Raw genomic sequence first — 13,871 nt, forward strand, 5'->3', positions numbered from 1 at the left:
TTACGTTCCCAATTCACATCATATTTTTTTGATTTGTCAACTACGTAAGGAGGAATGCCAATTTTACAATGTAACATTGGATCATTGTTTTTTACTTTTTCGTAATAATCAGGTTTAAGTGTTGATTTAAGATAGTACCTGATATCAATAATGGTTTTGTTTTTTTGACTTTTATAAATTTCCAGATTTATATCGTATAAGTCTTCATAAATTAATTTTAATTCAGCCGTTACTTCTTTTAATGTTACAGCTTTCTTTTTTTATTTGTTTTGTTTTTTTCAATTCGCTGAATTTTAAAATTCAGTAAGTCGTTTTTGATTTCTGAAATTATATAGCTTGTGTTTTCAGATATTTCATTACAACAAGAGTTTCGTGCCATTTCTATAAGATTGGAAGTAGCTTTTTTTTAAATTTATTTCGAGATTATTTTTAGATATGTTCTTCAATATGTTGGATGACGATTATATATAAAGTATAAACGAAGTTAGCAGTTTTATATCATAAAATCAATAAAATAGCACTACAGATAAATTATTATAAATTGCAGTATTAAATTATTTTTTAACCTCAGGCAACCTTTTGCACAACTTTTGCGTCTTTATAAATAGAAGATTAAATGAACACGCTTTTGAAAGTTATTCAACTTTATAAAAATGAAACTAAGCTTATAAAAAAAGCTGCACAAAACAATCGTGATGCGCAACGTATATTATACGATATGCATGCGCCAAAAATGTTAAGTGTGTGTAGGTACTATATAAGTGACGTACAACATGCCGAAGAGGTAATGTTAAACGGTTTTTTTAAAGTGTTTACTAATATTAAGTCGTTTAAAAATGAAGGGAGTTTTGAGGGTTGGATAAGACGTATAATGATTAGAGAAGCTATTTCGTTTTTAAGGCAAAAAAAGCAAATGGAGTTTGTTACTGATGAAATAGAAATTCATGATAAGCAAACTAACAATATTAATACAGAAATTAATGTTGCCGAAATTCAGCAACTAATAGATAATCTTCCAGAAGGATATCGAGTGGTATTTGTAATGTACGCTATTGAAGGTTATAAACATAATGAGATAGCAAACCTATTAAATATTACTGAAGGCACATCAAAATCGCAATTATTTAAAGCGCGTAAGTTATTACAACAACAGGTAATTGCATTAAACAAAACAGGAAATGGCACCAATTAAGTTTGAAGAACAATTCAAAGAGAAGTTAGAAAAACGCACATTACAACCAAGTAATGATGTGTGGAACAGGCTTAGTGATAAACTAGATATACAAGAGGAACGCAAAACCAACAAAGGTTATTGGTGGTTAGGTGTAGCAGCAACTGTGGTAGGTGTTATGCTTGCAATAACCTTCATGTTTAAAAATAACCCAGAACAGCCTATTGAACCAACAATAGTTGATACGATTAAGGTTGAAGAATCATTACCAGAACAAGAAAAAGTTGCTGTAACAGATAAAACTGAAGACAATATAGAAACTAGAAAACAAGAGCAACAAACCAAAACAGAAACAAATAAAAAGCCATCAACTATTAAACAAACTAACCAACCAATTTTAAAACAAAAGCTACAAGAAGAACAGAAAAAATTAATACCAACGAGTTTAGATGAAGCAGTAGCGCAGAGTAAAACTGTAAATGAAAAAAAAGTAGAAATTGAGAAAAACTTAGAAGGTTTAGCATTTGAAACTCAAAAAGTAAATGAAGTAGTTGCAAAAGTTATTGAGCTTCAAAAATCAAAACCTACAGTTACTGACGAAGAAATAGATGCTTTATTAAATAAAGCGCAGCAAGAAATAACAATGCAAAAACTGTATGATGAAGCTACCAATACAGTAGATGCTGATGCGTTACTTAGAGATGTAGAGTTTGATCTGGATCAGTCGTTTAGAGATAAAGTTTTTAAAGCCTTGAAAAATAGTTACGAAAGTGTGAAAACAGCAGTGGCACAACGTAATAACTAAAAAATAGTTCATCAATAATCACTAATCAAAAACAAACAATTATGCAAAACATTACCAAATTATTGGCATTTCTTATTATTGCCTTATGTGTAACAAATTTACATGCTCAAGATTCAATTAATATTAGCAATAATGAAAAAATTGAAGTGCTTAAAGAGCTTAAAGAGAAAATTAAAGCTGAAGAGAGGGAAAAACTAAAAGCCGAAGTTGAAGCGATTAATCAACGTTTAGACAAAGGAGAAATTTCTCAAAATGAAGCTGAAAAACTAAAAAAAGAAGCGGCAAAAAAACATGCTTTAAATATTGAAAATAGGTTGGCTATTGTAAATAATAAAATTGAGTTGTTAAAACGTAATAACTCCGATTCTACTATTTATGATGGAGATGATGAATTTAGAATAAGAATTGGAGGCTCAAAAGATGCTAAAGAAAACTTTATTTTTATAGGTCCAAAGTCTAAGGACAAACCAAGAAGGTACGACAGACGAACAAGTAGTGATCTAGTATTTGCTATTGGTTTTAATAATGCTTTAATCGATGGGCAATCAATAGACGATTCTCCATATAAATTAGGGGGCTCAGGATTTGTGGAATTAGGTTGGGCTTGGAAAACGCGTGTGTTTAAAAATTCTAATGCAGTACGACTTAAGTATGGTTTTTCATTCATGTGGAATAAATTAGATATAAAGGATGGTAAATATTTAGTTAATAATGATGGAAACATCCAGCTTGAGGATTTTCCGCACAATTTAGATAAGGCAAAATTTAGAACGACAAACTTAGTTTTTCCAGTTCATTTTGAGTTTGGACCATCAAAACGCATTGAAAGAAAAGATTATTTTAGGTATAGTACACATAGACAATTTAAAATTGGACTAGGTGGTTTTGCAGGCTTTAATCTTCAAGGAATGCAAAAGTTAAAATATAAAAATGACGGAGATAAAGTAAAGGATAAAATTAAACAAGGTTATAATGCTACCGATTTTGTTTATGGACTAAGTGGTTATGTAGCTATTAATGATGTAGCCTTATATGTTAAATATGATTTGTCTCCAATATTTAAAAATCAAACTATAGAGCAAAACAATATATCTGTTGGGTTGAGGTTTGATATGGATTAAAAAATACTAACTTGTTTTTATACAAAAAAGGCTGCCTCAAATAAATGAAGCGGCCTTTTTTAATTTTTTAGCTAAGTTATTTTAAACTATTAGCAGTATGAGGATTACTTAAAAGTTCTTTGAAGATTTCCCAGCGTTTTTCTGGATGTTCAACGGTTCCACCTTGTGCATCGATGTAATCAGCAACCAAATCTTTGCCTAGGTTGTAATTTATAACATAGCTTCTGTATTGATCAAAAAAACGTGTACGTTGTAAAGCGCGTTCAGGTGTATTTAAAGAGTATTTTTCTAACCATTTAGCGCATTCTTCACGAGTAATTTCTCCGTTCAAGTATTTTCTAGCAGCTTCGTTACCAGCATAATTAAGTTTTCCCATAAGTGCTAAAACCTCATAATATGTTTCAGCTTTATTGATGTCTAAACCTGCCAATGGAAATAAAACATTTTTTTCAAAATCAATACGTTCTTGACCAGGAAAAGCAACATCAATACCATAGTTAGCACTTCCTTCTGCTATTAATGATTGTGGAGAAAATAAAGGGTATACTGAAAATTCTACCCAACCTTTATCTTCAACTAAGTTTTGCTCCAATAAAGCATTAAAAACATGATGCCCTGGATAACCTTCATGACAAGCTAAATCAACTGCACGCTCAATATATATAGGCATGTCTGTGTTTATTTGAATTAAACTTTGACTTTTACCTTGGTAGTAATTGTATCCAGACCAACTTTTATCGTTAACATACTCAAGTACAAAGTTTTCGTTTTTTGGTAATTTAATGTACTTGTTTGTTCTTGTTCTTGCTTCAGCTATAGCTGTTGTGAAAACAGTGTCTAGTTTTTCTTTTGGAATTACAAATTGGCTAATAAACTCATTATAACGTGTATAAAGACTTTCTTCTCCAGGAAGAATTGTATTTAATTTAGATAGTAGAGTTTCAAAATGTGCTTCGGTAAAATGCGGAGGTTCGGCATCGTAAATAAGCTTGGCTTCTTCATCAAAACTATAAACTTTTCCTGACATGATTTCTAACTTAGTTTTAGCAGCTAACAATTGTTTTTCAAACATCATCAGTCTAGCTTTTTCAAGATTAGAAAAACCTTCTGTGTTAACTTGCTTACATTGGCTTTGTAATTTAGAAATGCTTTCTATTAGAGTTTTGGCAGGAAGTGTGTCTAGTTTTTTTATAGTTGGTTTCCATTCATCAGGACCATAATAAGCATCAACAAAATCGCTGTCGTATAAACCAATTTCAAGAATTAGCTTAACATAATCTTCAGCTATTGTGTTTAAAGAAACGGTTTCTTTTGGTTTACTACAGGAATTAAGTAGTAATAGTGTAAAAACAAAATAGAGACTTTTTTTCATGTGAAAATTTTTTATTTTTTCAAAGCTAGTAAAAAACATCATTTTATTAAATTTCAAATTCTTTACTTTTATCTTACATTTACATTCTCTTAAATTATTATTGTAAAATGATATCAAAATCAACCATAGACCAAGTGTTTGATACTGCTCGAGTAGAGGAGGTTATTGGTGATTTTGTACAGTTAAAAAAGTCTGGAAGCAACTTTAAAGGCTTAAGTCCTTTTAGTGAAGAACGTACTCCGAGTTTTATGGTGTCACCAGTTAAGCAAATCTGGAAAGATTTTTCAACTGGAAAAGGGGGTACTGTAGTTTCATTTTTAATGGAACATGAGCATTTTACATATCCTGAAGCTATTAAGTATTTAGCTAAGCGTTATAACATTGAAATTGAAGAAACTCAACAAACAGATGCTCAAAAAGAAGAAGCTAGCGAGCGTGAGAGTATGTATTTGGTTAATGAGTTTGCTAATAGCTATTTTCAAAATACTTTAAATAAAACTGATCAAGGCAAAGCAATAGGATTAAGCTACTTTAAAGAAAGAGGTTTTACGCAAGAAACTATAGATAAGTTTCAGCTTGGATACTCTTTAGATGATTGGCAGGCTTTTACAGATGAAGCTATAAAAAAAGGCTATAAATTAAAATATCTTGAAAGTACAGGTTTAACAATAGTTAAAGAAGAAAAGCAATTTGATCGTTTTAAAGGACGTGTAATGTTTCCAATTCATAGTATGTCTGGACGTGTACTTGGTTTTGGAGGTAGAATATTAGATAGTACTAAAAAAGCAGCTAAATACCTTAACTCTCCTGAAAGTGATGTATATCATAAGAGCAAGGTGTTATATGGTATTTATTATGCTAAACAAAGTATTGCTAAAGAAGATAATTGTTTTTTAGTAGAAGGTTATACTGATGTCATTCAGTTTGCTCAAAAAGGAATAACTAATGTGGTGTCATCATCAGGAACAGCTTTAACTCCCGAGCAAATTAGGTTAATAAATAGGCTTACCAAAAATATTACAGTGCTTTTTGATGGAGATGCTGCTGGAATTAGAGCATCTTTAAGAGGAATAGATTTGATTCTTGAGCAAGGAATGAATGTAAAGGTGTGTAGCTTCCCTGAAGGAGAAGATCCTGATAGTTTTGCAAAACAAAATACGTTAGAGGAGTTAAGTGTCTATTTAAAAGAAAACGCTAAAGATTTTATTTCGTACAAAGCTTCTTTACTTATGCAGGAAGCTAAAAATGATCCAATAAAGAAAACGGAAGTTTTAACTGATATGGTTAGAACTTTGGGTATCATTCCAGATAAATTAAAGCAGGAGGTTTATGCAGCGAATATTGCGAAAATTTTAAATGTTGAAGAGAAAAGACTGTATAGCTCAATAGCTCAATATAGAAGCAAAAGAATTGATGAACTTAGGAGTAGAATAGAAAGAGATGAATTCAAAAGTGCTAAGATTTTTGATGTTGTAAGAAATGATTTAACTATTGATAAAGTTGATGTTCAATATGTGTTAGAGAAAAAAATAATTGAGCTTTTATTACTTTATGGAAATAAAACTGAAGATTTTGAGGATTTAGTTTTTAAAGAAACTGAAGAAGGTGAATTAATTCTAGAACCTGTAATACAACAAGCCAAAGTTTTTGAGAAAATATATTTGGATTTGCAAGAAGACGAAATGGAGTTTACAAATCCTAATTTTAAAGATTTATATTATACTATTATTGATGCTTTAAATCAAGATGAAAACTTTGCTATTGAAAGTTTTGTAAATAGAGTAGATCCTGTTTTGGCTAACGACATTACACATATCTTGATGAACGAAGAACGCTATTCGCTCCATAACTGGGAGAAAAATAACATATTTCCAAAAGGAAAAGAAGTTACTATTGCTCAATTAGTAAGCGAAACTATATTAAGTTTACGTTGCTTCTTAATAGACAAAAAGGTGTCCGATTTTAAGCAAGAAACTCAAAACACAAGTGTAGATAACAAATCTATATTAGAAGATGTTTTAAACTATTCTAATTTAAAGATGTTATTATCTAGAAAATTAAATAGAGTACTTTAGCCTAACTCTAAATGTCTAGCTTGATTTATAAGGTCAACTAAATTAGTCACATTTAGTTTTTTCATTAACCTAGCTTTGTATGTACTAACGGTTTTTTCATTTATATCTAACTCTAAAGCAATTTCTTTATTTTTTCTTCCTGAAGATAAAAGTTTTAATACTTCAACCTCTCTTGTAGAAAGTTTTTTATAAAGCTTACTTGGTTTATTACCACGTTCATCAAAAGCAAGTCTTTGAGCTAAGTTATTACTAATGTAAATACCGCCATTGTAGACTTTTAAAATAGCTTCCTTGATGGTTTGCGTGCTAACCGTTTTAGTTAAATAGCCAGAAGCACCTGCTTTAATTGTACTAATAGCATAAATTTCTTCTGGATGTGCGCTAAACATAATTACCTTAACATCACTGTACTCCTTTTTTAGAGTTCTAAGTGCTGTAATACCATTTAATTCTGGTAAGTCAATCTCTGAAAGTACAACATCAACATGTGTTCTTCCAACAAAATCAAACAACTCTTTTCCTGTTGTCACGCTACCTATTACCTGAATATCTGAAGAGGACTCAAAAAGCATTTTTAATCCAGTTCTAATAATAGGATGGTGATCTGCAACCAATACCTTTATCATGACAATATTTTTAAATTAATTATACGTTATACCCTTTACATAAGTAGTTTTAAGGGTTAATGTTGTTGCGGAGATATTTCCAAAATTAATAAAAAAAATGATGCAAAGCGAGATTTTTCTTATGAAATATTCAAAGATTGCTTTAAGTTGTTGGGAATTTCGCAAATTGGAATCGGTATCATTTTATGCTTATTCGCTGAGTTATAGCGTTTAAAGATTCTAAAAACCTCTTTTGCACGACCATCAAAATCTTCTTCATTTTTTCCAATATCGTTCATATGCATAGCCCATTCTAATTCTGGATAAGATGCTCCAATTTGATCTTCATCACTTCTTGCATCTCCAAATAAGCCATCACTTGGAGCTGCCTTCATAATACTTTCTGGAACTTGTAGGTACTCACCAAGCTCATATACTTCAGATTTCACCAAATCTGCAATTGGACTCAAGTCTACACCTCCATCCCCATATTTGGTGTAAAAGCCAACACCAAAATCTTCAACCTTATTTCCTGTACCAGCAACAAGTAATCCTAACAAGCCAGCATGATAATATAAAGTCGTCATTCGTAGTCTAGCTCTAGTGTTTGCTAAAGCCATATCAACAGTGGCTTGTTTTCCTTCTAAAGACACTTCTGTTTTAAATTCTTCAAAAACTGGTGTTAAATCCACTCGAATGTCTTTTACATTATCAAAATGCTCTTTTAGTAAGGCAATATGTTCTTGAGCTCTAGTTACATGACTTTCAGCTTGATGAATAGGCATTTCAATACATAATACATCTAACCCAGTTTTAGCACAAAGTGTTGAGGTTACTGCCGAATCAATACCGCCAGAGATACCAATTACAAAACCATTAACTCTAGCATTAGTGGCATATTCTTTCAACCAATTAACAATGTGTGTTACAACTTTTTCTGTATCCATGAGTAGTGCTTTTTATTATAAAGAATAGTACATTTGCCTAACAAAAATAAACCAATAGAATAATTAATAAAAATTAATAACGTTTTAGTTTCAAATCAAAAAAATGAACAAGTTTTTATACATTTTTATTTTACTGTTGACATTTTCTTGTCAAAATGAAAATAAGCTAGAACAAGACATTAAAAATGTTATTGTAGATGTTGAGGTTGAGCGATTTGATCAATTATTTGCTAATGCTGATGTAGAACGATTACAGGAATTAAAGATTGCTTACCCTTTTATGTTTTCTAAGCGTTATAATGATTCAGTTTGGATAAATAGAATCAATGACACACTTCAGCAAACAATAAATAAAGAGGTTGATAAAGCCTTTAATGATTTTTCAGTAATTGATGATGAGTTATATGCATTGTTTCAGCACATAAAATATTATGATAAAACATTTAAAGAACCTAGGATAATAACAGTTACTTCGGATGTTGATTATAGAAATAAAGTAATAGTAACTGATTCTATTGCTTTAATAGCTTTAGATAATTACTTAGGGAGTGAGCATTTTTTTTATGAAAATATTTATGCTTATATCAAACAAAATTTAAATGCGAGTCAAATAATTCCTGATTTAGCAGATAATTATGCTAATAAAAGAGTTTATCAATCAAAACGAAAAACGTTATTAGATGAAATGATTTACTCGGGCAAGAAGTTGTATTATAAAGATGCAATCATTCCGTTTAAATCAGATGCTGAAAAAATTGGATATTTAGAGGAACAGTTATTTTGGGCAAAGGAAAATGAATTTTACATTTGGAGGCATTTTGTGGAAAATGAAATGTTATATAGTACAAACCCAAAGTTAGTGGCACGTTTTATTAACCCAGCACCTTTTTCTAAGTTTAACTTAGAGTTAGATAGTGAATCACCTGGGCGTTTAGGACAATATTTAGGTTGGCAAATTGTAAGATCGTATATGGAAAATAACGATGTAACTTTAAACGATATGTTAACAACTGAAGCAGAAGAAATTTTTAACAAGGCAAAGTTTAAACCAAGAAAATAATGGCAAATACACATACATCAAAAATAGAATTACAAGTAGAGCTAGATGAAAATAGAATACCTGAAAAACTGTCTTGGACAGCACAAGATGGAGGTGTTGAAAATGCAGAGGCAAAGGCAATGCTACTTTCAGTTTGGGATAGTAAAGCTCAAGAGTCATTGAGAATTGATTTATGGACTAAAGATATGCCAGTTGATGAAATGAAGGTTTTCTTTCATCAAACATTAGTAGCAATGAGTAATACATTTCATCGTGCTACACAGGATGAGAAGATGACTGCTACAATGAAAGACTTTTGTGATTATTTTGCTGAAAAACTAGAGTTAAAGAAGTAGAGTAGTTTTATTTTCTCCAAGCAGATAAATCTCTTTGTGTTAAATCTTCAAGCTTAGAAATATCATTTTCTAATAGATTTAAAATTTTTAATCTAGTAGCTTTATTTATTGAAGGTTTAGGTGTTTTTTTAAGGCGCAATTTACGCACTAAAGAATGGAGAATTTTTTTTATATAATCTGAAATAGAATTAGGATTGTCAAACTTTTTATGATTAATAGAACCTTTTCCACTTTTGTTAGTGTGTAATGATTTTTTATTTGGATTTAAGACATCGATTTCTAAAAAATTAAATAATGCGTCAAGTGTTGATTTAGGATTTGTTTTATAGTCATTAAAAAATATTAAATGGACATTTTTAAAGCCAAAAGTGTCAATATATGGTTTAATTTGGCCGTAATAACTACTAGTATTTATATAAATTTCTTTGCTTAAAACCTCTTTGTCAATTTTATCTGAAGTATAACCACGTTCAAGAGCAAATTGATAATGAGAAATAATTCTATCTATAGGATTTCTCATAATATAAATTATTTTCATGTTTGAGTTATACTCATAAATGTCTGAATGAATATTTTTGTTATATGATGGGTACTTACTATAATTTGTGGAGCCTTCGCCATATAGCTTAGCTTTGTTAGTTTTATATAGTTTATGGTAAGTATTTAACTTATGCCTCCAATCTTTATCAGAAAAGAATTGTGGTTCCTTAGGTTCGCTAAAACATACTTCTGGGTGATCAGCAATTATATTGCAAATACTGGTTGTAGCACTTCTTGCAGCTCCTATTACAATAAAATTTACTTTACTTACCATTCGTTAATTCTGTTAGAATCTAGTTTAATAAAAATAAATAATAGTAAAGTAAATCCCCAAAGACTTGAACCTCCATAACTAAAAAATGGAAGTGGGATACCAATTGTTGGAATTAACCCCATCACCATTCCTATATTAATAAAAAAGTGAAAGAACAGTATTGAGGCGACACTGTAACCATATACACGACTAAATTGTGATTTTTGTTGCTCAGCTAAAAATAAGATTCTAAGGATAAGTAAAACAAATAGTATTACAACAAGACTACTTCCTAAAAATCCCCATTCTTCACCAACAGTACTAAAAATATAATCGGTATCCTGTTCTGGTACAAATTTACCTGTTGTACGTGTACCTTCCATAAAGCCTTTTCCCCAAAACTCTCCAGAACCAATAGCTTTTTCAGACTCATTTAAGTTGTATGAAATGCTTTTCTTCATTTGTTCTAGTTTAACTGGATCTTTTTCTAGTCTTAACCAAAGTGTTATTCTATCTTGTTGATGTTTTTGTAGTATGTTTTTGTAAAAAAACTGAACGCCAAAAACAAGTCCAATTGACATTACAGATATAAGTATTGGTTGGAAGATTTGCTTTTTCCTTTTACGAATAAAAAAGTAATGTAAAAAAATAATGGTAGTTGCTCCTATAGCAGTTGGTAATGCCAAAAACTTCAAAGAAGAAACAGCTAGCACTAATAAAATAAGTCCAATTATTAAATAAATTTGAGGAATACCTTCTCTGTAAAAAACAAAAAAGAAAGAAGCATATACAAGAGTACTTCCTGCGTCATTTTGCAATAAAATTAGGATTGCAGGAACAAGTACTATTAAAGATGTTTTAATTTGATCTTTAAGGTCTTTAATGTTAGTTTGTAAATCACTAATGTATTTTGCTACAGCTAAAGCAGTTGCAAATTTTGCAAACTCACTAGGTTGAATTGTCATACCTCCAATTGCATACCATGAAGTAGCACCATTTACGTGTTTACCAAAAACAAATAAACCTAAAAGGGATAACATAGAGGCTAGATATATAATACTTGCAAACCGTTCGTAGAATTTAGCTTCTATAGATAGCACTAAAATGATTAGTACCAAAGTAAAAAGCATAAAGACAAGTTGTTTTCCATAGCGTTCTCCCATGTCAAAATAACTAACTATTTCTCCAGAAGAAGAGGCAGATAAAATGTTTAACCAGCCAAAACACACTAATAGTAAGAAAAGGATAATTGTAATCCAGTCCAATTTAAAACGTCTTGTATTTTCTCTATACATTGATTAATTAGATGGCGATGCCTTTTGGTTTAGTAGGTTATACTCTTCAACTGTCATAATCTTTGAATCAGCATTTATGTTAAATGGTTTTCTAGAAAAGGGTTTGTCATATTCATGCTCAAGTGTATGGTTTAGAACCCAATTTTCTAGATCTGTTCTAGAAATGTTTCCCTTAATATGTTGCTCAATCATTAAACTAGCAATTCTCCCTGCAAATCTAGCTCCATAATAACCATTTTCTACTAATACAGCAATAGCTATTTTTGGGTTGTCTTTTGGAGCAAAAGCTATAAATATGGAGTGGTCTGTAAGTTGTTTGCGTTCACCATCAATTTTAGTGAAATTTTCTGCAGTTCCAGTTTTTCCACAAATTTCAATTCCAGGTACCTGTAAAAATTCAGCAGTTCCTTTGTTATAAACATCAAACAAGCCTTCGATAACAGGATTAAAGTGTTTTTTATCTATTGTGGTTTCATGCTTTGTAGTGTATTTTGAAGGTATCGTATCTCCTTCAATCTCTTTAATAATATGAGGAGTAAAATAGTAACCTCTGTTAGCAATAGCTGCAGTCATATTGGCAAGTTGGATAGGTGTTACTAATACTTCTCCTTGACCTATTGAATTTGATATAATTGTAGTTGCTCCCCAACGAAAATCTGGGTACCACTTGTCGTAATAGGCTCCATCAGGAATATTACCTTTTTTCCCAATAGTTAAATCGTAACCAAGATAATTACCTAGGCCAAAACTTTTGATATGATTACTCCAGGTGTTAACACCTTCATCAGCATTATCAAATTTATCTATTGTTTTTTTAAAAGCATTCGCAAAGTATGCATTACAAGATTGTGCAATACCACTATTTAAATTACGTTTACCTCCACCACAGTGACAACCCATTTTACGGTTGTTTCTACCATAAACATAACCATGGTTACAGGTAACAGAAGTATTTTCATTAATAACTCCTTCTTGTAAAGCAGTTAGTGCAATAAGTGATTTAAAAGGCGAACCAGGTTCATGCATTCTTAACAACCCTTTATCTATAAGTGGTAGGTGAATAGAGTCGTTATTTAGCTTGTTATAATTTTTTGAACGCTCTCTTCCTACTAACAGATTTGGGTTATACGTAGGTGCAGACACTAAACTTAAAATTTCACCTGTACTAGGTTCTATGGCTACAATACCACCTACTTTATTTTGCATAAGGTATTCGCCATAGGCTTGTAGTTTTGAATCAATGGTAATGGTTATATTTTTTCCAGCAATAGGAATTGTGTCTTTTTCTCCATTTTTATAAGGACCAATATCTCTGTTTAGTCTGTCTTTTTGAATAAATTTAACGCCTTTTACTCCACGTAACTCTTTTTCATATGAGATCTCGATACCTTGTTTACCAATAAGGTCTCCCATTTTGTAGTAAGGATCTTTATTTATTTCACGCTGGTTAGCTTCAGCAATGTATCCTAATACATTTGCGCCTATAGTAGTTTGGTAATCTCTTAAAGAGCGTTTTTGAATATAATAACCTGTAAACTTGCGCATCTTTTCAGATAAAAATCCGTAGTCTTCTTTTGATAAATGCGATAAAAAGGGAGAAGGTAACCAAGGGGAATATGTAGTGGCTCTTTTTAATTTTTTATGATAATCTTCTTCAGTAATTTTAAGTAAAGAACAAAACTCTTTAATATCTATGTTTTCTACTTGTCTAGGTATTACCATGACATCGTAAGACGGTTGATTAGCTACTAAAAGTACTCCATTTCTATCATAAACATAACCTCTTTTTGGATAATGAAATACTTTTTTGATGGCATTATCTTCATAGATGTTATACGTTTTACCCGAATATATTTGTAAATAAAATAACCTAGCAATAAAAGTTATGCCTACTAATATTACAACACTAAAGAGTAAAAGTTTTCTCATTTATTTTTTTTACTGAATAATAGGGTTAGTAAAAGACAAAGTATTATAGTAAATATACTTGAGAATAACGTTTTTTTAAGAATTAATAGTGTGTAGGATACGTTAAAAACTTCTAAGCTAAATAATATTAGATGATGAATAAGAGTAAGAAACACAAAGTAAGTTAGTCGTTGACTAAACTCAGTTTGGCTTAGTTTAACTGTTTGATGTTCATAAGCTGCACCAAATACAAGTTTTAAAAACTGAGGTCTTATATATGCTATAGTAACTGAAGCAGCCGCATTAACACCTCCAGAGTCTAAAAATAAATCTACCGATAAACCAAGTAGAAAGCTCAAAAAAATGAATAATATGCGGTTGTTT

13 protein-coding genes are annotated in these 13,871 nt (G+C 30.7%); 6 read left to right on the forward strand and 7 right to left on the reverse strand.

Going from position 1 to position 13,871, the window contains the following annotated elements; translation table 11 throughout:
- Positions 1–616: 616 nt before the first annotated feature.
- Genes ACLII3_RS08755 through ACLII3_RS08765 form a run of 3 tightly spaced genes read left to right on the forward strand, consistent with a single transcriptional unit; the run spans position 617 to position 3,097 of the window.
- Entirely contained in the window at positions 617–1,192 is a 576-nt protein-coding gene (locus ACLII3_RS08755; protein WP_412983854.1) for an RNA polymerase sigma factor, read from the forward strand.
- Entirely contained in the window at positions 1,179–1,976 is a 798-nt protein-coding gene (locus ACLII3_RS08760; protein WP_412983855.1) for a hypothetical protein, read from the forward strand. Before ACLII3_RS08755 ends, ACLII3_RS08760 begins: the two co-directional genes overlap by 14 nt.
- A gap of 41 nt (positions 1,977–2,017) precedes the next feature.
- Entirely contained in the window at positions 2,018–3,097 is a 1,080-nt protein-coding gene (locus tag ACLII3_RS08765; protein ID WP_412983856.1) for a hypothetical protein, read from the forward strand.
- Between the two features lie 76 nt (positions 3,098–3,173).
- Here ACLII3_RS08765 and ACLII3_RS08770 read toward each other — a convergent pair whose 3' ends face one another.
- A complete protein-coding gene (locus ACLII3_RS08770) occupies positions 3,174–4,469 on the reverse strand; it encodes a hypothetical protein (protein ID WP_412983857.1) in 1,296 nt (431 codons plus the stop codon).
- Between the two features lie 107 nt (positions 4,470–4,576).
- Here ACLII3_RS08770 and dnaG point away from each other — a divergent pair, with 107 nt between their 5' ends.
- Positions 4,577–6,544, forward strand: coding sequence for a DNA primase (gene dnaG / locus ACLII3_RS08775; RefSeq protein ID WP_412983858.1), 1,968 nt, complete (start codon positions 4,577–4,579; stop codon positions 6,542–6,544).
- On the opposite strand, the gene ACLII3_RS08780 is transcribed toward dnaG, so the two are convergent.
- Both ACLII3_RS08780 and nadE read right to left on the reverse strand, forming a co-directional pair.
- Positions 6,541–7,170 (reverse strand): response regulator, encoded by a 630-nt coding sequence (locus tag ACLII3_RS08780; RefSeq protein ID WP_412983859.1) that lies wholly within the window; start codon positions 7,168–7,170, stop codon positions 6,541–6,543. The genes dnaG and ACLII3_RS08780 overlap by 4 nt on opposite strands.
- 119 nt (positions 7,171–7,289) lie before the next feature.
- Positions 7,290–8,096 carry an NAD(+) synthase gene (gene nadE, locus ACLII3_RS08785; protein ID WP_412983860.1) on the reverse strand — a complete coding sequence of 269 codons (807 nt, stop codon included), beginning with the start codon at positions 8,094–8,096 and terminating at the stop codon, positions 7,290–7,292.
- A gap of 103 nt (positions 8,097–8,199) precedes the next feature.
- Here nadE and gldB point away from each other — a divergent pair, with 103 nt between their 5' ends.
- Entirely contained in the window at positions 8,200–9,156 is a 957-nt protein-coding gene (gldB, locus tag ACLII3_RS08790) for a gliding motility lipoprotein GldB (RefSeq protein WP_412983861.1), read from the forward strand.
- Positions 9,156–9,491 (forward strand): gliding motility protein GldC, encoded by a 336-nt coding sequence (gene gldC / locus ACLII3_RS08795; protein ID WP_412983862.1) that lies wholly within the window; start codon positions 9,156–9,158, stop codon positions 9,489–9,491. Before gldB ends, gldC begins: the two co-directional genes overlap by 1 nt.
- Positions 9,492–9,498: 7 nt before the next feature.
- Here gldC and ACLII3_RS08800 read toward each other — a convergent pair whose 3' ends face one another.
- From ACLII3_RS08800 to ACLII3_RS08815, 4 genes are read right to left on the reverse strand one after another with little or no spacing between them, the layout of a single operon-like run.
- Positions 9,499–10,305 carry a sulfotransferase family protein gene (locus tag ACLII3_RS08800; protein ID WP_412983863.1) on the reverse strand — a complete coding sequence of 269 codons (807 nt, stop codon included), beginning with the start codon at positions 10,303–10,305 and terminating at the stop codon, positions 9,499–9,501.
- Complete coding sequence (gene rodA, locus ACLII3_RS08805) at positions 10,299–11,579, reverse strand: rod shape-determining protein RodA (RefSeq protein WP_412983864.1); 1,281 nt, start codon at positions 11,577–11,579, stop codon at positions 10,299–10,301. Before rodA ends, ACLII3_RS08800 begins: the two co-directional genes overlap by 7 nt.
- A gap of 3 nt (positions 11,580–11,582) precedes the next feature.
- On the reverse strand, positions 11,583–13,508 hold the full coding sequence (mrdA, locus tag ACLII3_RS08810; RefSeq protein ID WP_412983865.1) for a penicillin-binding protein 2: 1,926 nt from the start codon (positions 13,506–13,508) through the stop codon (positions 11,583–11,585).
- Complete coding sequence (locus ACLII3_RS08815; protein WP_412983866.1) at positions 13,505–13,846, reverse strand: hypothetical protein; 342 nt, start codon at positions 13,844–13,846, stop codon at positions 13,505–13,507. Before ACLII3_RS08815 ends, mrdA begins: the two co-directional genes overlap by 4 nt.
- Between the last annotated feature and the right edge of the window lie 25 nt (positions 13,847–13,871).

This window comes from Pontimicrobium sp. IMCC45349, from assembly GCF_047219225.1.
Classification (GTDB): domain Bacteria; phylum Bacteroidota; class Bacteroidia; order Flavobacteriales; family Flavobacteriaceae; genus IMCC45349.

Coding starts and splice junctions, on each gene's coding strand:
- ACLII3_RS08755 (WP_412983854.1), top strand. CDS start 617: ATGAACACGCTTTTGAAAGTTATTCAACTTTATAAAAATGAAACTAAG.
- ACLII3_RS08760 (WP_412983855.1), top strand. CDS start 1,179: ATGGCACCAATTAAGTTTGAAGAACAATTCAAAGAGAAGTTAGAAAAA.
- ACLII3_RS08765 (WP_412983856.1), top strand. CDS start 2,018: ATGCAAAACATTACCAAATTATTGGCATTTCTTATTATTGCCTTATGT.
- ACLII3_RS08770 (WP_412983857.1), bottom strand. CDS start 4,469: ATGAAAAAAAGTCTCTATTTTGTTTTTACACTATTACTACTTAATTCC.
- dnaG (WP_412983858.1), top strand. CDS start 4,577: ATGATATCAAAATCAACCATAGACCAAGTGTTTGATACTGCTCGAGTA.
- ACLII3_RS08780 (WP_412983859.1), bottom strand. CDS start 7,170: ATGATAAAGGTATTGGTTGCAGATCACCATCCTATTATTAGAACTGGA.
- nadE (WP_412983860.1), bottom strand. CDS start 8,096: ATGGATACAGAAAAAGTTGTAACACACATTGTTAATTGGTTGAAAGAA.
- gldB (WP_412983861.1), top strand. CDS start 8,200: ATGAACAAGTTTTTATACATTTTTATTTTACTGTTGACATTTTCTTGT.
- gldC (WP_412983862.1), top strand. CDS start 9,156: ATGGCAAATACACATACATCAAAAATAGAATTACAAGTAGAGCTAGAT.
- ACLII3_RS08800 (WP_412983863.1), bottom strand. CDS start 10,305: ATGGTAAGTAAAGTAAATTTTATTGTAATAGGAGCTGCAAGAAGTGCT.
- rodA (WP_412983864.1), bottom strand. CDS start 11,579: ATGTATAGAGAAAATACAAGACGTTTTAAATTGGACTGGATTACAATT.
- mrdA (WP_412983865.1), bottom strand. CDS start 13,508: ATGAGAAAACTTTTACTCTTTAGTGTTGTAATATTAGTAGGCATAACT.